Below are 21036 nucleotides of genomic sequence, written 5' to 3' on the forward strand. Positions count from 1 at the left end.
GACATCAATGCTCGAAAGATCTGCGCTTCTATTTGCATGCGAAAAAACATATATTCGTTTTCCCGCATATGACCCCAGTTAGCTTTCACTGAGAAAGAGCCTCCCCATGACGATCAAAATTGGCATCAACGGTTTCGGACGCATCGGTCGCCTCGCGCTGCGAGCTGCCTGGGGCTGGCCTGAGTTCGAGTTCGTGCAGATCAACGATCCGGCGGGTGACGCGGCGACCCATGCGCATCTGCTCAACTTCGATTCGGTGCACGGTCGCTGGCATAACCAAGCCGGCGCCGAGGGCGACTGCCTTGTCATCGACGGTAAACGCATCAAAGTCACCGCCAACAAAGCCATTGCCGATACCGACTGGTCGAGCTGCGATCTGGTGATCGAAGCCAGCGGCAAGATGAAGACGGTTGCCGTGCTCCAGGCTTATCTCGACCAAGGCGTGAAGCGCGTGGTGGTCAGTGCTCCGGTGAAAGAGCAGGGCGCTTTGAACATCGTCATGGGCGTCAATCATCATTTGTTCAGGCCCGATCAGCACCGCATCGTCACTGCGGCCTCGTGCACGACCAACTGCCTGGCGCCGGTGGTGAAAGTGATCCATGAAAAGCTCGGCATCCGCCACGGTTCGATCACCACCATTCATGACCTGACCAACACCCAGAGCATTCTCGATCAGCCGCACAAGGACCTGCGTCGCGCACGGGCGTGCGGCATGAGCCTGATTCCCACCAGTACCGGCTCGGCCACCGCCATCGCCGAAATCTTTCCCGAACTGCGCGGACGCCTCAACGGCCACGCCGTACGGGTGCCGTTGGCCAACGCTTCGCTGACCGATTGCGTGTTCGAGGTAGAGCGAGCCACCACGGTCGAGGAAGTGAACCGTTTTCTCAAGGACGCTTCCGAGCACGGGCTCAAGGACATCCTCGGTTTCGAAGAGCGTCCACTGGTGTCCGTCGACTACCGCACCGATCCGCGTTCCTCGATCATCGATGCGTTGTCGACGATGGTCATCAACGGCACCCAGGTCAAACTCTACGCCTGGTACGACAACGAATGGGGCTACGCCAATCGTACCGTCGAACTGGCCCGGATGGTCGGCCTGGCTGTCTGAGGAACCGCGATGAAAATGCTTTCGGCCCTCGCTCCGCCTGTCCGGCAGTACCTGCTCGTCACCGGCAATTACTGGGCTTTTACCCTCACCGACGGCGCCTTGCGCATGTTGGTGGTCCTGCATTTCCACGCGCTGGGCTACAGCCCTTTGCAGATCGCCGCGCTGTTTCTGTTCTACGAACTCTTCGGCGTCGTCACCAACCTGCTGGGCGGCTACCTCGGTGCCCGGCTGGGCCTGAACCGGACGATGAATATCGGCTTGGGCCTGCAAGTCGTGGCGCTGCTGATGCTGACAGTTCCTTGCGCCTGGCTGACCGTCGCCTGGGTGATGATGGCCCAGGCGCTGTCGGGAATCGCCAAGGACCTGAACAAGATGAGCGCCAAGAGCTCCATCAAGCTCCTGGTGCCTGATGGTGAGCAGGGCAGGCTTTATCGCTGGATAGCGATCCTCACCGGTTCGAAGAACGCGCTCAAGGGCGTCGGCTTTTTCCTCGGCGGGGCCTTGCTCGCATTGATCGGATTCCAGGGCGCGTTGTTGGCGATGGCCTTCGTGTTGGCTCTGATCTGGGTCGGTAGCCTGATCCTATTGAAGAAGGACCTGGGCAAGGCAAAGGCCAAGCCCCGGTTTCGCGACATCCTGTCCAAGAGCCGAGCGATCAATATCTTGTCTGCGGCGCGGATGTTCCTGTTCGGTGCCCGGGATGTCTGGTTTGTGGTGGCCTTGCCGGTCTACCTGAGCAGTGTCTTCGGCTGGGATTTCTGGACCGTGGGCGGATTTCTCGCCGCGTGGGTCATCGGCTACGGCATCGTGCAATCCCTGGCGCCGAACATCACCGGCAAGAAACGCGGGCAGGTCCCGGATGGACGCGCCGCGTTCCTCTGGGCGCTGGCGTTGGCGGGCTTGCCGGCGGTGATAGCGCTGGGGCTGTCAGAGCAAGCGGTATTGTTGGGCGGGCTGATGATCTTTGGCGCGCTGTTCGCGGTGAATTCTTCCCTGCACAGCTACCTGATCGTGTCGTACGCCAAGGAAGACGGCGTGTCGCTGGACGTGGGTTTCTATTACATGTCCAACGCCATCGGACGGCTGGCCGGAACGCTGCTTTCCGGTTGGGTCTACCAAGGGTACGGGTTGGCGGCGTGCCTGTGGATTTCCAGTGCGTTCGTATTGCTGGCTGCCTTGATTTCGTTGGCGTTGCCTCGTCACGCAGCGCACTGATTCGCTGCGCTCGCTGTTTCCGTTGGTCTGCAAAATGCCAGGGTCCGTCTTGACAACGATGCGGCTCGAAGCAAATACTCGGTCTGAATTCATATATATGACTAGATAACAAGGTGAATGTAGTCTTATGAACGCCCTGTCCAGCGACGCCCGCCTGCCGCTTTATCAACGTTTACGCGACCAGTTGGCCGAACAGATCGCCAATAATCGCTGGCGCCCGGGCGAGGCGATTCCCACTGAGGCGGCGCTTTCAGCCGAGTACCAGCTGTCCACCGGCACGGTGCGCAAAGCGATCGATGCGTTGGTCAGCGAGGGCGTGCTGGAGCGGCAGCAGGGTCGGGGTACGTTTATTCGTCGTCCTCAGTTTCAGTCATCGTTGTTTCGTTTTTTTCGCTTTCAGTCTGCGTCCGGTGAACGTCGGGTCCCGGAGAGTCGCATCCTGTCTGTCGAGCCGGTGCCTGCGCCGTCGGCGGTCGCGCAGGCCTTGGGGTTGCCGGTTGATGCGCAGGTGATCCGCATCGTCCGGGTACGTCTGCTGGAAGTCGAGCCGGTGCTGGCCGAGGAGATCTGGTTGCCCCGCAGTCGGTTCCAGCCGCTGCTGGAGATCGATCTGAACCAGAAAGGGCCGCTGCTCTATCCGATCTACGAGGAAATCTGCGGGCAGGTGGTTGCCTACGCGCAGGAAACCCTCACGGCTGAATCGGTCAACGAAGTGCACGCGCGCTTGTTGCAAGTTCCGGTCAGCAGCCCGGTGGTGGTAATCGAGCGTCTGGCCCGAGATTACGCAGGCAACCCGCTGGAGTGGCGCCGTTCGCGGGGGCATGCCGAGCACTTCCGCTACAGCGTGGAAATCCGCTGACCTCGCCGGGTTAGCGGACTGTCCGACGGCGAGTCGGTCGCCGCTGCCCTTGTCGTTCTGTTTTTCCTGACTGGCCCTGCAGCGGCGCGGTTCGCTCTCGGCTGCCTTTCGTTCCACTCGTAAGGATAAGAATCATGTTCAACTGGTATCGCCAAATCACTTCTCGGGAGCGTAAAACGTTTTGGGCGTGTTTCGGCGGCTGGTCGCTCGACGCCCTGGAAGTACAGATGTTCGGCCTGGCGATCCCGGCATTGATCGCCGCGTTCGCCTTGTCCAAGGGCGATGCGGGGCTGATCAGCGGCGTCACGCTGGTCACGTCGGCCCTCGGTGGCTGGGTCGGCGGCACGTTATCGGATCGTTATGGTCGGGTACGAACGCTGCAATGGATGATTTTGTGGTTCTCGTTCTTCACCTTCTTGTCGGCGTTCGTCACCGGCTTTCACCAGTTGCTGATCGTCAAGGCCCTGCAAGGCTTCGGAATCGGTGGGGAGTGGGCTGCCGGCGCGGTTCTGATGGCCGAGACGATCAATCCGAAATACCGCGGCAAGGTCATGGGCACCGTCCAGAGCGCCTGGGCGGTGGGTTGGGGATTGGCGGTCGGGGTGTTTACCTTGATCTATTCCCTGGTGCCGCAGGACATGGCCTGGCGAGTGATGTTCATTGTTGGCCTGTTGCCGTCGTTCCTGATTATCTGGGTGCGTCGCAACGTCGAGGAGCCGGACAGCTTCCAGCGCCTGCAAAAGGAACAAGCCATCCCGCAGAGTTTTTTCAAATCCCTGGGCGGCATCTTTCGCCCTGAATTGATTCGCGTGACCTTGTTCGGCGGCTTGTTGGGGTTGGGGGCCCACGGCGGTTATCACGCGGTGATGACTTGGCTGCCGACGTTTCTCAAGACCGAGCGCAATCTGTCGGTGCTCAATTCCGGCGGCTATCTGGCGGTGATCATCTTTGCCTTCTGGTGCGGTTGTATCGCCAGTGGCTTGATGATCGATCGCATTGGCCGGCGCAAGAACATCCTGCTGTTCGCGCTGTGCTGTGTGGTGACCGTGCAGTGCTACGTGTTCCTGCCGCTGAGCAACACGCAGATGCTGTTCCTCGGCTTCCCGCTCGGCTTCTTCGCCGCGGGCATTCCGGCGAGCCTCGGGGCGTTCTTCAACGAGTTGTACCCGGCGGACGTGCGCGGTGCCGGCGTAGGTTTCTGCTACAACTTCGGTCGGGTGCTGTCGGCGGTCTTCCCGTTCCTGGTCGGCCATATGAGCGATTCCATGTCCCTCGGGTCGGCCATCGGCATCGACGCCGGCATTGCCTACGGCGTGGCGGTGCTCGCGGCGCTGTGCCTGCCGGAAACCCGCGGCCGCAGCCTCGAGGCGACCGCGCCCCCCGCACCCGCCGTTCCATCTGGCAGCGAGAGCGCCCGGGCCTGATCACTCCTTATTTGCGATAGATGAAAAGCAATGGTTGATACCTGCACTACGCCGATCACCGGCGTCGACTGTCACGCTCATGTGTTCAGTCGCGAGCTGGAACTGGCGGCTGTTCGGCGCTACACGCCTGGCTATGACGCCACGCTGGCGGACTATCTGGAACACCTGAAAACCCACGGCCTGAGCCATGGGGTATTGGTCCAGCCGAGCTTTCTCGGCACCGACAACGGCTACTTGCTGGCTGCGCTGCGACAGGCGCCGGAGCGACTTCGCGGCGTCGTGGTAGTTGAGCCCGGTATCAGCCGCGCCTTGCTCGAGGACATGGCTCGACTGGGTGTGGTCGGTGTGCGCTTGAACCTGATGGGCAAGGCCCTGCCTGATTTTCGCGAGACGGCGTGGAAAGCTTTCCTGGAAGATCTCGCTGGATTGGGCTGGCACGTCGAATTGCATGCGCCCGTGAATGAGTTGTCGGCATTGATTGGTCAACTGATGCCGTTTGGCGTGCAAGTGGTGATCGATCATTTCGGTCGCCCGGATGCCCGTTTGGGCCTTGACCAGCCAGGCTTTGCCGAGATGCTGGAGCTGGGCACTGGCGGCCAGGTGTGGATGAAGGTCTCCGGCATCTACCGGCTGGCCGGGACGGATCGGGAGAACCTCGAATTCGCCCGGTCCGCATTGGCGTTGCTGGAGCAGAGTTTAGGCCCGCGTCGGCTGGTCTGGGGCAGTGACTGGCCGCACACCCAATATGAAGGCAACGTCGGTTTCGATACCGTGATGCAGCAGTTGCATGCACTAGAGGGTTCGGCGCACCTTATGCGCGCGCTCATGGTGGAAACACCGCGCCATTTGTTCAGGTTCTGACCTGAATTCATGCGGTGTCGAGTTTCCCTGAACTCGCGGGATGAACAGGGGGTCTAGTGTCCATTGCGAAGTCGCAGGACCGCAGCGATGGCAAGGCCAGGCGGATTGAGGATGAACCATGTCGAATATTGAAGCGTTTCCCACAGAGACGCGTACGCCGCCGAGCGAGTACGAAAGTCTCGTGGCGATTGGAACGAACGCGCTCGATGCCATTCCCGGCGCCGTGTACATCTGCGACCGCGCAGGCTGGCTGGTCCGGTATAACAGCGAGGCGGCGGCAATGTGGGGACGAGTGCCGATGCTGGGGGAGGGTGGTGACCGCTTCTGTGGTTCTTATCGCCTTTTCCTGCCCGACGGTACCCCGCTTGCGTTGGAAGCCTGCCCGATGGCGACGTCCCTGGAAACGGGTCTGCCGACGCGCAACCAGGAAGTGATCATCGAACGTCCGGATGGGGCGCGGTTCGTGGCACTGGTGAACATCCGGGCCCTGAAGGACTCGCAAGGGGTCATCCAGGGCGCGATCAACTGCTTCCAGGATGTCTCGGCCCACCATGCCGTGGCCGAAGAGCTTCGGCACAAGAACGCCGACCTCGAAGATTTTTTCGAGAACAGCGCGGTGGGCCTGCACATCGTTAGTGGCGAGGGCATCATCCTGCGCGCCAACAAGGCCGAGCTGACCCTGCTGGGCTATTCGGAAAAAGAATATATCGGCCGCAACATCAGCGAGTTTCATGTCGACGAGCCCGTCATCTGCGACATCCTGAGCAAGTTGAGCAGCGGCGAATGCCTGGAAAACTATCCAGCGCGCTTGAGGGCCAAGGACGGCTCGATCAAGCATGTCTCGATCACTTCCAACGGGCGGTTCGAACAGGGCAAGCTCTTCAATACGCGCTGCTTCACGGTGGACATGACTTGTGTCCATACGGCCGAAGCCGCACGCAAGGAGAGCGACGACAGGCTGTCGGCGACGTACGAAGCGGCGACGATCGGCATCGCCGAGGCCGGCGCGGACGGACGCCTGCTGCGGGTCAACGACGCCCTCTGCAACATGCTCGGTCGGTCGCGCGAAGAACTGTTGCAAATGACTTTCCTGGACTACACCCACCCCGACAGCACCGACGAGGATGCTGCCTTATATGCGCGCCAAGTGGCCGGCGAGCTGGACAACTACGAGCTGCGCAAGCGCGCTTTCAAGCCTGACGGCGAGACCGTGTACCTGGACATCCACAGTTCATCGGTCAGGGACGCCGACGGGGTGTTTTGCTATGGCGTGCGCGTGCTCCAGGATGTCACCTTGGCGCGACGGATGGAGAACCAGATTCGCGAAAGCGAGCGGCACATGCGCAATCTGCTCGAAGCACTGCCCGCAGCGGTCTACACCACCGACGCCGACGGCCGTATCAACTTCTTCAACCGGGCGGCGGTCGAACTATCAGGTCGCACGCCTCGATTGGGCGAGCTCTGGTGCGTGACTTGGAAACTGTTCACCACCGACGGAACCCCGCTGCCCCACGACCAGTGTCCGATGGCGGTCGCCTTGAAGGAAAACCGACCGATACGCGGTGTCGAAGCGATAGCAGAACGGCCGGATGGCACCCGCGTACCGTTCGCCCCATATCCCACGCCGCTGCACGATGCCGAAGGCAACCTGGTCGGCGCCATCAACATGCTGGTGGATATCACCGAGCGAAAGCAGGCGGAAGACCGGCAGAAGACACTGATCGACGAACTCAATCACCGGGTCAAGAACACCCTCGCCACCGTGCAATCCCTGGCAGCCCAAACGGCGCGCAACGCCCAGGACGCCAAGGACGGCTACACCCGGTTCGAGGCTCGCCTTCTCGCCTTGTCCCGAGCCCACGACCTGCTGACGAGGCGGCACTGGGGCCATACACCCCTCGCTTCCCTGGCGCAGGAAGTGCTCACCCCGATATTCGGAGCCGAGCCCGGTCGGATCACCATCGAGGGTGATGCCATCGATGTCGATACGCGAATCGCGCTTGGCCTGACGATGACCCTCAATGAGCTGGCGATCAATGCCCTCAAGTACGGCGCGATGTCTGTCGAGACCGGCAGGCTCTCGGTGAACTGGAACGTCCAGCCGCAACCGAACGGGACCTTGCTGACGGTGGATTGGCGCGAGCAGGGTGGACCGCTGGTGCACCAGCCGGAGCGCGAAGGGCTCGGTTCACGTTTGATGAAGCGTTGCATCGAGCGTGACCTCGGCGGAATATTCGTGCTCACCTTTGCTCCTGAGGGCGTTCTTTGTCGCTTCTCGTTTATGGTCGCTGAGAACCACGCATGACCCTGTTTGCGGGTATCAGAGTGCTCCTTGTCGAAGACGAAGGCACAGTCGCCATGTTGATCGAGGAAATGCTCGAAGAGCTGGGGTGCACGGTGGTGGCGTCCGTTCCACGGCTCGCCGTGGCCCGTGAAATGGCGGGCACGGCGCAGATCGACTTGGCGATCCTGGACGTCAACCTGGCCGGTGAACGCGTTTTTCCCGTTGCAGAAATACTGCGTAATCGCGATATTCCTTTCCTGTTCAGTACCGGATACGGTGCTAGCGGTGTGCCTGGCGAATTTGCCAGATACCCGGTTTTGCATAAACCATTCTCAGAAAGCGAATTGCAGCAGAAGATAGCGCTGACGCTAAAAAGTTAAAATACCTTCCAAGGAGCGACCATGAGCTTGCACGGCCAATACGATCCGCAGAATATTTTTGCGCTTATCCTTCGCGACGAAGCCCCTTGCTACAAGATCTACGAAGACGCGGATGTGTTGGCTTTCCTCGACCTCTTCCCTCAGTCGCGCGGTCACGTACTAGTCATTCCCAAGGCGGCCCAGGCCCGGAACATCCTGGAAGTCGACCCTGCGGTGCTGGGGAAGCTGATGTCAGCGGTGCAGCGCCTCACCCGCGTCATCGTCGACGAGTTGCAGCCTGACGGTGTGCAGATCGCCCAATTCAACGGCGCGCCAGCGGGGCAGACGGTCTACCACATCCATGTGCACATCATCCCACGCTGGGAAGGCCAAGCGCCTGGCGCCCATGGGCAGGGGAAAGCTGATCCGCAGGAGCTCGAGCAATTGCAGGCGCGGTTGGTGGAGCGTATTCGTTCTGAGGGCTGACTGGGTTCCTGATCAGCGCCGGATGCCCCATGCGCGGGCTTGCGGGTAAGCCGAAGGGCGGAAGGGCTTATCCCGCTACCGCAGCGGCACATACACATCAGTCTGCCATTGATCCTGCGGTGTCTCGGGATAGACGCTCAAGTAGTGGAAAACCAATGGCTGGTCACGCAGTTCCTCGCCGCTGCCGGGAAGCCAGTCGCGGTAGATCGGATAGATCGTTTCGCCGATGTGATCGGGAGATCCTGCGTGGCGCACCACGGCATAGCGACCGCCGGGAATGACCAGCGGGTGTACGCCGAAGTCATTCGGCGTCACGTCTTCGAGAATCTCACCGCAGATCGCGAATCGGAAGGCGTGTGGCGGTGTCGTGTCGGGGTTGCCGTAGGGAATGCCGAACGTGCGGCTTGACGCCACCGGCGACTGCCCGCTACTCATGCGCCATGCGATGAACTGGCATACGCTCTCGTTGACGAGCCCTGGCGGTCCGCGGTGCTCAAGCGCCGCCACCTTGATTTCGGGGAGTTCGATGATTCGTACGTGCATGAGTACTTTCCTGGAAAAATGAGGGACGGCGAATACCGTGTTCCAGACCTGCCAGTTCGCGTTCTTCCTGAACATGCTTGGTGCACTGCCGAACGCTCGGCCGAACGCCCGGCAAAATGCCTCGGGGCTTTTAAAACCCGCATCCAGCGCGGCGTCCAGTACCGGGTAATCGGCAAGGGCGACCAGGCGATGCGCCGCGCGTCGCAGCCGTATCAACTGCACGTAACGGGAAACAGGCACGCCCACGAATGCCGTGAATTGGCGATGGAAGTGAAACACCGAGAAATTCGCCACTTGACTCAACGTCTGCACCGAAAGATCGCCTTCAAGATTGGCCTCGATATAGGCCAGTACGGCGTCGAAGCGTTTGGTGTAAGCGCAGTCGTTAGGTAGCTCAGGCACGGATACGCCTCTTGGAGGTGTGGTCGACATAAGCATCGACTATACGCGGCGAGCCTGCCTAGCCGCGTTTGCTCAGAGGAAACGTTTCGCTGCTTTAACGCCCTATCGCGTTTTTGATCCGGTGAAGGAAACCGGGTTTTTTGAAAGGGCGTGCGGCCTTTGGCGTGCCCGGATTCGCTAAAGCAGCCACTGTCGGAGGGGCGCGGAGCAATTCAACGTCTCGTTTGTAGGCAGAGTACGGTTGTCGAAGGACATCAGGCGCCTTGGAACTGATTTTGTTCATGGCCGCTACTCTGTTCTGCAACATTGCAAGTTTTGCTTTGTTGCTTTGGCTGGAACGGGGATTTAATGAAATCACTGTCTCGAGGGGGGCAATTTCACCTTCAAGCTCCAACAGGACTTCACCGAAGCTTTTCTCTATGTCCAGTCCACTGTCTCGAAAAAGTCGAGTGATATGTACGTTTTCATACGCGAAGGCGGCGCGCTGGGCTTCACCCTGCAAACCGTGATACGCCAGGAAATCCAGCACAGCTCCGGCCCTTTCCGATCTGTCGTGCTCTTTCCTGAATGCCGTCACCTTATCCACATACTCCTGAGGCGAAGAGAGCATGCTCAGGCGTATCGGGGAGCCGGCTTCTGCGGCGTGTTTTTCCTTGTACACGTACCCCTCCGGGACAAGGTGCCCCAATCCGCCCGAGGGACGGTAATGCCCAGAGTCGTTGCTGATCTCCCGCCCTGTTATTTCGCCAACAAAATCAGGGAAACCTGCCTCGTCGGTTGGGCGAATCCCCATGTGCCTTCCAGCCGTGCCGACGTGGATCCGGTCACCCCATATTGCGATTGGCGCGTAATCTGCTGACGCGCCTGGCTCCAGGCGCTGGCTACCAATCAAGTCATATTCACCGTCATGAACACATCACTCAGAAAAGCGCCTAGAACAGGATAGATGGGGGCAAGCCCATCTTGGTCGATCAAAGTGACCGGGTTATTCCTGACCATCCGGTACCAGTTCCAGGGTGCAACTGCCCAGGTGGTCGCTCACGCTGTAGCGAAACTGATCATTACTCATGCCGTCAGGTAGCCCGGCGTCCCAATGTAATACTCGAACTCCACCGAGGCCGACGGGCACACTGATTACTTGCAGGCTTTCGCCATTCGCTGTGTCGGTTCGTAACTCCAGACCGGGCAAATAACGCACCTCCGCCCGGTGCGAGACCATCCTGGCTTGGCTGCGGCGAATTTTGCGGACCCGCTCGCCGCCACCGTCATAGACATACACTTCATCGTCGTTGACGGTTTCTAGCCGCTCTATCGGGGTGACGCATTGCAACTGGTTACGCAGGTCCCAGCTTAGCGCTTGTCCGGGCTGCAACTGGAGCAGGTTCCCGTTGACATCGAACGCCGAAGTCAGCTCGACGTCCTTCGGCACGCTGCGGTTGCTCAACGGAGCCACCTGCATTTCATGGGTGTAGGGCTGGGCGCCGACATGCCGCAACGTGGTCAGGTTATTGCCGGTGTCGTACCAATAGGTCTGGGTGAATTGACTCAGTTGGTTGGGGTCAAGCGGCGTTGGTCTTAGTTCTGGCAAGGCTGGTCCCTGTCGTCCCGTGGCGATTTCTCTTCCCGTAGCCTCGATCAGTTGGTACAGCGTGTCGTAGCGATAAGTGCTGATTGGCTCGATGCGTTGGTTATTGAAGAAACGCACGGGCTGGGCTTCATCGCGAACGCTCAAGACATTGCCCACCGGGTCGTAATCGTAGCGAAGGTCGAGCAGGCATGTGCCGTCCGTCCTTCGCGCCAGCAAGTGCATGAGCCGTCCGTCGCTGGGAGAGTAATCGGCTGAAGTGACGAGTCCATTGCCGGCGGTTTGAGTCTCGATTTGGGCGAAGGCGTTGTAGCCTATTCCCGACAGTAACAGCTGTTCGGCTTGTCCGGCCAATTGCAGCCGAACGCTGTGCAAATGCCCAGCCACAGAATAGGTGAAGCGCTGGCGATGGCCTTTGGCGTCTGTCTGGGTCAGCACATTGCCCACGGCATTATAGTGGTGCTGCGTTATCGCATCCTCTGGTGCGGGTTCCAACAATGCATCGCGCAAGGACAGCTCAAGCGGCCAGTCAGGCGGCGTTTGCTCACGTAAAAAACGGCGAGATTGCTGGATGACCCCACCAATCAAGGCTGCTTCGTGCACCTGTACGCTGCCAGCTGGATCATCATGGCGCATCAGTTGGCCACACAAATTATGCGCACTGGCCTCGGCCCCCCCGTAAGATCGGCGTTCCGCGCAACGCTCAAGCTCCCCTTGACCTTGCTCGAACATCGCTACCGGACGTAACGAGTCGTCGTATTCGATACGTGCCTGAGTACCGCGGCTGTCCCAGCGGCGCGACACCTGGCCCGCTTCGTCTAACAAGCTCAAGAGCCAGCCTGAATCGACACTGTTTTGGGCAAGCGCTTTACTGGACAGGCTATGAATCGAGGTCTGATTCGCCGGTGCCGTGGAGCCTCCCTCAACCAACGCCCATAGGCGTGGATCCCAGTGCGCCACCGGGCGACCCGATGTGTCATAAGCCTGACGATGGATCCGGGATTCGGAAGGTTCGCCCTCGACTCGTCGGTGATAAAGCACCGTGCGCGCTGGCAGTCCTCGTGGCTCGAAGACCGATAAAACCGGTGTTGCCGCATGTAATGCCGGGGAGGAAGTCATCTGGTCTCGGCGCACGATATGTCCTGATCCAGGCTCCTGTCAGGAGCCCATGGAAGGCGCTGAACGATCCTTCACCGCCGGACATGACATTAGCGCTGTTCGACAGGGTTTGTGACCTGTCAGAACTATCAGTTCGCGATGGTACTCAAGACGCGTTAGCTATAAAAACAAAAAATTAAGATCTTCCTCTTCATGAGGATTTATACGAACCGAGCATAAGTCCTATGCCATTGGCACGGTTTATCGATCAATCACGCGCGCGTAGTTTGTCTCTCTACGATATCAATCGAGAGGCAAGCCAGATGACCCAGCGTTTGACCCCATCAAAAGTACCCGCTGCCGCCAAGGCCGGGACCCTTTGTTTTGCCTTATGTGCAGCGGCGCCTTTTGCCGACGCCGCAGGCACGCAAAGCGCCAGCGAGTCGCGCCACTCACAGCAGATCATCCGGGCGGGCAGCCAGGCCTCGACGGCGGGGCCTGCGGACTATTTCACCGGTCGGGTGCGTGTCGATCCATTATTCCCCGCGACAGATGAGATCAATGTTTCCGGTGCCTACGTCAGCTTCGAACCGGGCGCGCGCTCGGCCTGGCATACCCATCCCGCCGGCCAGCGATTGGTGGTGGTCTCCGGCGTGGGCCTGACCCAGGAATGGGGCAAGCCGGTGCAGCACATCCACCCAGGCGATGTGATTGTTTGTCCGCCGGGCGTCAAGCACTGGCATGGCGCCGCACCGACCAGCGCCATGACGCATCTGGCCTTGACCGGTACGGAGGGTGGCAAGAACGTCGACTGGATGGAACAAGTCAGTGATGAGCAATACGCTGCCGGCGCAGCGCTGGCGCCATTGGCCAAGCCGGATGCGACGCAGGTTTCCCAGACGCTTTCGGCCAAGCAGCGCGCCATCCCGCTGATTGCCGCCGCCATGGCGACCAGCAACATGCCGGCGCTCAATACCGCATTGAATAAAGGCCTGGACGCGGGGCTGACCATCAGCGAGGCGAAGGAAATCCTTGTGCAACTCTACGCCTACAGCGGCTTCCCCCGCAGCCTTAACGCCCTCGGCGAGTTGATGAAGGTAGTCGAGGCTCGCAAGCAACGCGACGTCCAGGACGATCCGGGACGCGAGCCCGTTCGCCCGATTCCCACCGGCGATGCATTGCTGGCGGCGGGCAAGGCCAATCAGACACGCCTCGTCGGTGCGCCGGTCAGCGGGCCGTTGTTCGATTTTGCCCCGGTCATCAATCAATACCTGCAAACCCATCTGTTCGGCGACATTTTCGAGCGCGACAATCTGGACTGGCAAAGCCGAGAACTGGCGACGGTGGCAGCCCTCGCGGCCACTCCGGGCGTGGAGTCACAACTGCGTTCGCACATGGCCGTCAGCCTTCGGGTCGGATTGAGCGCTTCGCAGCTGCGAGAGCTGATCCAGTTACTTAACGAGCAGGGCGACACCGCCGCAGCCAAACGTGCGTCAGAGGCGTTGGATGCCGCCCAGGCCAATCAACCTTCATAACGCAAGGCTTCGCGCAGCAGCGTGAAGGCTGGCGAACTCTGGCGGCGACTTGGGTAGTAGAGGTGATAGCCGGAAAACGGTTCGCACCAATCCTCCAGCACCCGGATCAACCGGCCTTGCGCTACTGCGTCCCGCACCAGATCCTCCGGCATGAAGGCCAGTCCCAAGCCCTGGAGCGCGGCCTCCAGGCGCATGGCGATCGTGTTGAATACCAATTGGCCTTCCACCCGAACGTTCAATTCTTGTCCATCTTTCTCGAATTCCCAAACGTAGAGGGCGCCATGGGTCGGCATGCGCAGGTTGATGCAGTTGTGCGCCGTCAGCTCGTTTGGAAGGATGGGCTTGGGATGTCGGGCGAAATAGGCCGGGGAACCCACGACCGCCATGCGCATGTCGGGACCGATGCGCATGGCGATCATGTCCTTGGCGACCTGCGGTCCCAACCGCACACCGGCGTCGAAACCCTCCGCGACGATGTCGGTAAAGCCGTAGTCGACGATGATTTCGATGGTGAGGTCGGGGTGGTCTGGCACCAGCTTGGCGAGAACGGATTGCAGGACGGTGATCGCCGAATGTTCGCCAGCGGTGATGCGCAATTTGCCGGCCGGTTTGTCGCGAAACTCACTGAGCATCGCCATCTCGTTATCGATTTCTTCGAACCGCGGTGCCACCACCCGCAACAGGTGTTCGCCCGCTTCGGTCGGCGCAACGCTGCGCGTGGTGCGCGACAACAACCTCACCCCCAGCCGCTCCTCCAACTGACGCATCGCTCGGCTCAACGCCGGCTGGGACATGCCGAGTTTGGCGGCTGCCCGGGTAAAACTGCGCTCTTGGGCCACGGTCGAGAAAATGGCGAGTTGGTCGTAGCGTTCAGTGGTCATTGGTCCGTCTCTGGTTCTTTTTTTCAGCGGATAGCTACACGCGCTCAATCCAGTCAACACACGGCCCCGTGGCGAGGGAGCTTGCTCCCGCTGGGTCGCGCAGCGGCCCCAAGCTTTGGCGGCTGCTTCGCACCCGAGCGGGAGCAAGCTCCCTCGCCACAGATCCTGCGTTCGGCCGCAGTATGAGCGGTGTGATTTATGATTACTTCAGATTGCTCTGGAAAAAACTCGTCAACTTATCAAAAGGAATCAGATCGACGCGATCATAGAAATCGACATGCCCGGCCCCAGGGATGATGACCAGTTCCTTGGGCTGACCATCGACAAGGACATGGTCGCCGTCCCGATAGGTCCCGCGTTGCGGATGGCAGGCATTTCAGTCCTGCCAAACGCCGTGCATCGTCTATCTTGTCAGGGAGCGTTGTTTCGAGAAGCAAGCTATCCAATCGTCGCTTTCAGAACACGTTTCGTCGTCCACGTGCAATCGCCACCCCCCGGGAGTGGCAAGCTGTGAAGATGCCCCGGACCAAGTGCGCCAAAAGACACCTGGCCGGAGAGCAAGAATGGCGATCGGATTTGCCACGCTACCGTGACGTGGGCCGCACGCCGCAGCCAAGACTCCGAACGACTACCGCCACGCGGCGCTGCCGTTCGAGATGCCGAGGTACGTTTATGCTTGATGAGACGCTTCACCTGCCTCTGATCCACAGCGTGCTGGCGCGCAAGAAGGACACCCCCGGTGCCTTGTTGCCCATCCTCCATGCCATCCAGGAAGGTTGCGGGTACGTTCCCGATGCCGCTGTCCCGGAAATCGCCCATGCCCTGAACCTCAGTCTGGCTGAAGTGCGCGGCGTCATCAGCTTCTACCATGACTTTCGCACCACGCCGCCGGCGCGTCACACGCTGCGCCTGTGCCGGGCCGAGTCGTGCCAGAGCATGGGGGCCGAGGGCCTGGCGGCGCAGTTGCGCGAGCAACTGTCGCTGGACGATCACGGCACCAGCGCCGACGGAGCCATCAGCCTGCGGCCGGTCTACTGCCTGGGTGCCTGCGTCTGCTCGCCGGCCTTGGAGTTGGACGGAGAGTTGCACGCGCGGCTGACCCCTGAACGCCTGCGCCAATTGGTGAACGGATGCCTGGAGGATGGTCCATGCTGACGCTCTGCGTTCCCCGTGATTCAGTGGCCCGTGCCGTCGGCGCTGACAGAGTGGCTGAGGCGCTGGTCCATGAGGCCGAGCGTCGTCAATTGCCGCTTCAGGTGCGGCGTACCAGTTCCCGAGGCCTTTATTGGCTGGAACCGTTGGTGGAGCTAGAGACGCCCGAAGGGCGGTTGGGTTTTGGCCCGCTCACCGCACAAGACGTGCCGGGCCTGCTCGATGCGCTCGCCCACGACCCAGGCAGCCATCCATCAGCGTTGGGGCTGGTGGAAAACATTCCCTACCTGAAAAGCCAGCAACGCCTGCTGTTCGCCCGTGCCGGCATCACCCAACCCTTGTCCCTCGACGACTACCGCGCCCAAGGCGGATTCCGCGGCCTCGCCCGCTCGATCCAGTTGGATGGCGCCGAGGTTGTCGCCAATGTGCTGGACTCCGGTTTGCGCGGTCGCGGTGGCGCGGCGTTCCCGGCGGGCATCAAGTGGCGCACCGTGCGCGACGCCCAGGGCCCGCAGAAATACGTGGTGTGCAACGCCGACGAGGGCGACTCAGGCACCTTCGCCGACCGCATGTTGATGGAAGGTGATCCCTTCCTGTTGATCGAAGGCATGATCATCGCCGGGATCGCCGTCGGCGCGACGATGGGCTACATCTACGTCCGCTCCGAATACCCGGACGCCATCAGCACATTGAATCAAGCCCTGTACATCGCCCGCGAGGCCGGTTACCTGGGCGCGGACGTGGGCAGCAGCGGTTGCGCCTTCGACATTGAAGTCCGGGTGGGCGCCGGCGCCTACATCTGTGGCGAGGAAACGGCGCTGCTGGAATCCCTCGAAGGCAAGCGCGGCATGGTCCGCGCCAAGCCGCCGCTGCCAGCGTTACAGGGCCTGTTCGGCTTGCCGACCCTGGTCCATAACGTCGTGACCCTGGCCTCCGTGCCGGTGATCCTGGAGAAGGGCGCGCAGTTCTATCGCGACTTCGGCATGGGTCGCTCGCTGGGCACCATGCCGTTCCAGCTGGCCGGCAATGTTCGTCGCGGCGGCCTGGTGGAACGCGCGTTTGGCCTGAGCCTGCGCGAGTTGGTGGAAGAGTACGGCGGCGGCACCGCCAGCGGTCGCCCGCTGAAGGCCGCGCAAGTCGGCGGACCGCTGGGCGCTTGGGTGCCTCCGGCGCAATTCGATACGCCGCTGGACTACGAAGCGTTCGCCGCCATGGGCGCGATGCTCGGCCACGGTGGCGTGGTGGTCGCCGATGACAGTCTCGACATGGCCCGGATGGCCCGGTTCGCCTTGCAGTTCTGCGCCGAGGAGTCCTGCGGCAAATGCACGCCGTGCCGCATCGGTTCAACCCGAGGCGTCGAGGTGGTGGATCGCTTGATCGCCAGCACCGATGCCAACGCCCGCCAGGAACAGGCGTTGTTGCTGCAAGACCTTTGCGACACCCTGCAATACGGCTCGCTCTGTGCCCTCGGTGGGATGACGTCCTACCCCGTCGCCAGCGCCCTCAAGTACTTCCCCGCCGACTTCGGTCTGGCGACCACGGAGGCCGACCAATGATCACCATCTTCGACCCAGCCAGCGACATTGACCTGGGCACCCCGGCTCGCGAAAGCGACGTGCAAGTCAGCCTGACCATCGATGGCCGCGAGATCAACGTCCCCTCCGGCACGTCGGTGATGCGCGCGGCGGCCTTGCTCGGCACCACCATCCCCAAGCTGTGCGCCACCGACAGCATGGAAGCCTTCGGCTCCTGTCGCATGTGCCTGGTGGAGATCGACGGCATGCGCGGTTACCCGGCCTCATGCACCACGCCCGTGACCGAGGGCATGGTGGTGCGCACCCAGACCTCCAAGCTCGCCACGCTGCGCCGCAACGTGATGGAACTGTACATTTCCGATCACCCACTGGACTGCCTGACGTGCCCGGCCAACGGCAACTGCGAATTGCAAACGGTGGCGGGGCAGGTGGGCCTGCGGGAAGTGCGCTATGGCTATGAAGGCGCCAATCACCTGGCCGAAGCCAAGGACGTGTCCAACCCTTATTTCGATTACGACCCGAGCAAATGCATCGTCTGCAGTCGCTGCGTGCGCGCCTGCGAGGAAATCCAGGGCACCTTCGCCCTGACCATCACCGGGCGTGGTTTCGATTCCCGAGTGGAAGCGGCCGGCGGCGACAACTTCCTCGATTCCGAATGCGTCTCCTGCGGCGCTTGCGTCCAGGCCTGCCCGACGGCGACGCTGATCGACAAGAGCGTGGTGGAGATCGGCCAGCCGGAACGCAGCGTCGTCACCACCTGCGCCTATTGCGGCGTGGGCTGCTCGTTCCGCGCCGAGATGAAAGGCGAGCAACTGGTGCGCATGGTCCCGGACAAGAACGGCCAGGCCAACCACGGCCACTCGTGCGTCAAGGGTCGCTTTGCCTGGGGCTACGCGACTCACCCGGACCGCATCACCAAGCCGATGATCCGCAAGCACATCAGTGACCCGTGGCAGGAAGTCAGCTGGGACGAGGCGGTCACCTATGCCGCCAGCGAACTGCGACGGATCCAGCTCAAGTACGGCCGCGATTCCATCGGCGGCATCACCTCCAGCCGCTGCACCAACGAAGAAACCTACCTGGTGCAGAAGCTGGTGCGCACGGCGTTCGGCAACAATAACGTCGACACCTGCGCCCGGGTCTGTCATTCGCCGACGGGTTACGGCCTCAAGCAAACGCTGGGCGAATCCGCCGGCACGCAGAACTTCGACTCGGTGATGAAAGCCGACGTGATCATGGTGATGGGCGCCAACCCCACCGACGCTCACCCGGTGTTTGGCTCCCAGCTCAAGCGTCGCCTGCGCCAGGGCGCGCGGCTGATCGTCATCGACCCACGGCGCATCGACCTGGTGGATTCGCCTCACGCCCGAGCCGAGCTGCACTTGCAATTGCGTCCGGGCACCAACGTGGCGATGCTCAACGCGCTGGCCCACGTGATCGTCACTGACGGCCTGGTTGACGAGCCTTTCGTCAAGGCGCGTTGCGAGGCGACGGATTTTGCCCGCTGGCGTGATTTCGTCAGCCTGCCGGAAAACGCCCCTGAGGTCCTCGGCCCGGTCTGCGGTGTGCCCGCCGAGCAAATCCGCGCCGCGGCGCGGGTCTACGCCACGGGTGGCAACGCGGCCATTTACTATGGCCTCGGCGTCACCGAACACAGTCAGGGCAGTACCTCGGTGATGGGCATCGCCAACCTCGCCATGGCCACCGGCAACATCGGCCGCGAAGGCGTCGGAGTGAACCCGTTGCGGGGTCAGAACAACGTCCAGGGTTCCTGCGACATGGGCTCGTTCCCCCACGAATTGCCCGGCTACCGGCACATCTCCAACGAAACGGTGCGCGCCCAGTTCGAACAAGCCTGGAACGTGACCCTGCAACCCGACCCGGGCCTGCGCATCCCGAACATGTTCGAGGCGGCGCTGGACGGCACCTTCAAGGCGCTTTACTGCCAGGGCGAGGACATCGCCCAGAGCGACCCCAACACCCAGCATGTGACCGCGGCCTTGACTGCTCTGGAATGCGTGATCGTCCAGGACATCTTCCTCAACGAAACAGCGAAGTTCGCCCACGTGTTTTTGCCGGGCAGCTCGTTCCTGGAAAAGGACGGCACCTTCACCAACGCCGAACGCCGCATCTCGCGGGTCCGCAAAGTGATGGACCCGCTGGCCGGCAAGGCCGACTGGGAAGCCACCATCGCCCTGGCCGATGCCCTTGGCTACAAGATGCACTACAACCATCCTTCGGAAATCATGGACGAGATCGCCCGCCTGACGCCGACGTTCAGCCGCGTCAGCTACACCGAACTGGAGCGGCACGGCAGCCTGCAATGGCCGTGCAACGATGCCGCGCCGGATGGCACGCCGACCATGCACATCGACGAGTTCGTGCGCGGTAAAGGACGCTTCATGCTCACCGGCTACGTGCCCACCGAAGAGAAGGTCAACGGTCGTTATCCGCTATTGCTGACCACCGGGCGGATCCTCAGCCAGTACAACGTCGGTGCCCAGACCCGGCGCACCGACAACGTCGCTTGGCACGAGGAAGATCGCCTGGAAATCCACCCGACCGATGCCGAGAACCGTGGGATTGTCGACGAAGACTGGGTCGGTATCGGCAGCCGCGCCGGCCAGACGGTGCTGCGGGCCAAGGTTACGGAGCGGGTGGCGCCGGGTGTGGTTTATACGACCTTCCACTTCCCTGAATCCGGGGCCAACGTGATCACCACCGACAACTCCGACTGGGCCACCAACTGCCCGGAATACAAGGTCACGGCAGTGGAGATCGTGCGGGTCAGCCAGCCTTCGGAATGGCAGAAGCGGTATCAGGCTTTCAGCGATGAGCAGCGGCGACTGCTGAAGGAACGTCGTCACGCCGAAAAAGCCGAGGTACGCCGATGAGCTCGCAGAACCTGATCAAGATGGCCAACGAGATCGCCCGGTATTTCGCCACGGAGCCTGATCAGGCGCTGGCGGTGAGTGGGGTCCGACAGCACATCAAGAACTTCTGGACGCCGGGGATGCGCCGGGATCTCGGGGCGTGGCAGGAAAAACATCCGGATGCGGTTTTGCATCCGTTGGTGTTGGCGGCGTTGACTGAACCTGAGGGGGCTACCTGATCTATTTTGACCGGGTACATATCCGTTTCTGCGGTGACGGCTGCTTATGGTTCCGCCCTTACGGCGACTCACTTTTGAGAAGCCCGGAAGCCGGCCCAGTCAAAAGTAAGCAAAACGCTTTTGCCCCACCACTTGGTGCCTCGCTAAGGCTCGGCATGCCTGAACGAAGGCATTGCTCCGTGGGCCCGCCGCGAAGGACCATCCATGGTCCAGCGCGGCTAACCCGGCATCCATGCCGGGTTACCCACTCCACAACACCTTCGTTCAGCCAGCGTGGTTAACGGGGCGCCGAAATCAACGTCCACCACGAGGCGGCCTGATAGCCGGCCTGTCTGCAGGTGATCGCGTTCCTCCTGTGGGAAGTCCTGAACTCAAGAAAATCGATACCCCCGTGGCGAGGGAGCTTGCTCCCGCTCGGCTGCGCAGCAGTCGTAAAATGCAACCCTGCGATTATCCAGATACACCTTGCTGAATGGTTTTGGGTCTGCTGCGCAGCCCAGCGGGAGCAAGCTCCCTCGCCACAGGTTTATCGTTTGCTTTCGAAAGCGGCGTTTGCTTGTGCCAGTGAAGACCAGGGCACTTTCGTCGCCATGC

General features: G+C 61.3%; 17 protein-coding genes and 1 pseudogene. 13 read left to right on the plus strand and 5 right to left on the minus strand.

The features are described from left to right. Positions 1-106 precede the first annotated feature (106 nt). From HU806_RS04205 to HU806_RS04240, 8 genes are all read left to right on the plus strand, one after another. The gene (locus HU806_RS04205; protein WP_186610056.1) at positions 107-1111 is read left to right on the plus strand and encodes an ArsJ-associated glyceraldehyde-3-phosphate dehydrogenase; all 1005 of its coding nucleotides are present in this window, start codon (positions 107-109) and stop codon (positions 1109-1111) included. 9 nt (positions 1112-1120) lie between these two features. After that, entirely contained in the window at positions 1121-2326 is a 1206-nt protein-coding gene (gene arsJ, locus HU806_RS04210) for an organoarsenical effux MFS transporter ArsJ (protein WP_186610057.1), read from the plus strand. Between the two features lie 127 nt (positions 2327-2453). Next, entirely contained in the window at positions 2454-3185 is a 732-nt protein-coding gene (locus HU806_RS04215) for a GntR family transcriptional regulator (protein ID WP_186610058.1), read from the plus strand. A 134-nt stretch (positions 3186-3319) separates the two neighbouring features. Beyond that, positions 3320-4609 (plus strand): MFS transporter, encoded by a 1290-nt coding sequence (locus HU806_RS04220; RefSeq protein ID WP_186610059.1) that lies wholly within the window; start codon positions 3320-3322, stop codon positions 4607-4609. A gap of 30 nt (positions 4610-4639) precedes the next feature. Then, on the plus strand, positions 4640-5470 hold the full coding sequence (locus HU806_RS04225) for an amidohydrolase family protein (protein ID WP_186610061.1): 831 nt from the start codon (positions 4640-4642) through the stop codon (positions 5468-5470). 118 nt (positions 5471-5588) lie between these two features. After that, positions 5589-7775: a PAS domain-containing sensor histidine kinase gene (locus HU806_RS04230; protein WP_186610062.1), complete on the plus strand. Its 2187-nt coding sequence runs from the start codon at positions 5589-5591 to the stop codon at positions 7773-7775. Then, positions 7772-8134, plus strand: a complete 363-nt coding sequence (locus tag HU806_RS04235; RefSeq protein ID WP_186610065.1) for a response regulator — start codon at positions 7772-7774, stop codon at positions 8132-8134. Before HU806_RS04230 ends, HU806_RS04235 begins: the two co-directional genes overlap by 4 nt. Before the next feature lie 21 nt (positions 8135-8155). After that, entirely contained in the window at positions 8156-8599 is a 444-nt protein-coding gene (locus HU806_RS04240; RefSeq protein WP_186610067.1) for an HIT family protein, read from the plus strand. Between the two features lie 75 nt (positions 8600-8674). Here HU806_RS04240 and HU806_RS04245 read toward each other — a convergent pair whose 3' ends face one another. From HU806_RS04245 to HU806_RS04255, 3 genes are all read right to left on the minus strand, one after another. Further along, positions 8675-9574, minus strand: a complete 900-nt coding sequence (locus HU806_RS04245) for an AraC family transcriptional regulator (RefSeq protein WP_189672365.1) — start codon at positions 9572-9574, stop codon at positions 8675-8677. A 64-nt stretch (positions 9575-9638) separates the two neighbouring features. Next, entirely contained in the window at positions 9639-10337 is a 699-nt protein-coding gene (locus tag HU806_RS04250; RefSeq protein WP_186610077.1) for a hypothetical protein, read from the minus strand. Positions 10338-10529: 192 nt separating this feature from the next. Beyond that, positions 10530-12248 (minus strand): RHS repeat domain-containing protein, encoded by a 1719-nt coding sequence (locus HU806_RS04255; protein WP_186610078.1) that lies wholly within the window; start codon positions 12246-12248, stop codon positions 10530-10532. Positions 12249-12550: 302 nt separating this feature from the next. On the opposite strand from HU806_RS04255, the gene HU806_RS04260 reads away from it, so the two are divergent. Further along, positions 12551-13762 carry a (R)-mandelonitrile lyase gene (locus tag HU806_RS04260; protein WP_186610093.1) on the plus strand — a complete coding sequence of 404 codons (1212 nt, stop codon included), beginning with the start codon at positions 12551-12553 and terminating at the stop codon, positions 13760-13762. Here HU806_RS04260 and HU806_RS04265 read toward each other — a convergent pair. Both HU806_RS04265 and HU806_RS26790 read right to left on the minus strand, forming a co-directional pair. After that, complete coding sequence (locus tag HU806_RS04265; RefSeq protein ID WP_186610095.1) at positions 13750-14643, minus strand: LysR family transcriptional regulator; 894 nt, start codon at positions 14641-14643, stop codon at positions 13750-13752. The genes HU806_RS04260 and HU806_RS04265 overlap by 13 nt on opposite strands. 202 nt (positions 14644-14845) lie before the next feature. Then, positions 14846-14962: pseudogene (locus HU806_RS26790) on the minus strand (hypothetical protein); the annotation flags it as partial. 353 nt (positions 14963-15315) lie between these two features. Between HU806_RS26790 and HU806_RS04270 the strand changes: the two are divergent. Genes HU806_RS04270 through HU806_RS04285 form a run of 4 tightly spaced genes read left to right on the plus strand, consistent with a single transcriptional unit; the run spans position 15316 to position 20442 of the window. Then, entirely contained in the window at positions 15316-15798 is a 483-nt protein-coding gene (locus HU806_RS04270) for a formate dehydrogenase subunit gamma (protein ID WP_186610097.1), read from the plus strand. Further along, positions 15792-17351, plus strand: a complete 1560-nt coding sequence (locus tag HU806_RS04275) for a formate dehydrogenase beta subunit (RefSeq protein WP_186610099.1) — start codon at positions 15792-15794, stop codon at positions 17349-17351. The genes HU806_RS04270 and HU806_RS04275 overlap by 7 nt, the downstream gene beginning before the upstream one ends. Next, positions 17348-20224, plus strand: coding sequence for a formate dehydrogenase subunit alpha (gene fdhF, locus HU806_RS04280; protein WP_186610101.1), 2877 nt, complete (start codon positions 17348-17350; stop codon positions 20222-20224). Before HU806_RS04275 ends, fdhF begins: the two co-directional genes overlap by 4 nt. Beyond that, on the plus strand, positions 20221-20442 hold the full coding sequence (locus HU806_RS04285) for a formate dehydrogenase subunit delta (RefSeq protein WP_186610104.1): 222 nt from the start codon (positions 20221-20223) through the stop codon (positions 20440-20442). The genes fdhF and HU806_RS04285 overlap by 4 nt, the downstream gene beginning before the upstream one ends. Positions 20443-21036 lie beyond the last annotated feature (594 nt).

This window comes from Pseudomonas sp. SWRI154 (genome assembly GCF_014268645.1).
GTDB classification, from domain to species: Bacteria; Pseudomonadota; Gammaproteobacteria; order Pseudomonadales; family Pseudomonadaceae; genus Aquipseudomonas; species Aquipseudomonas marvdashtae.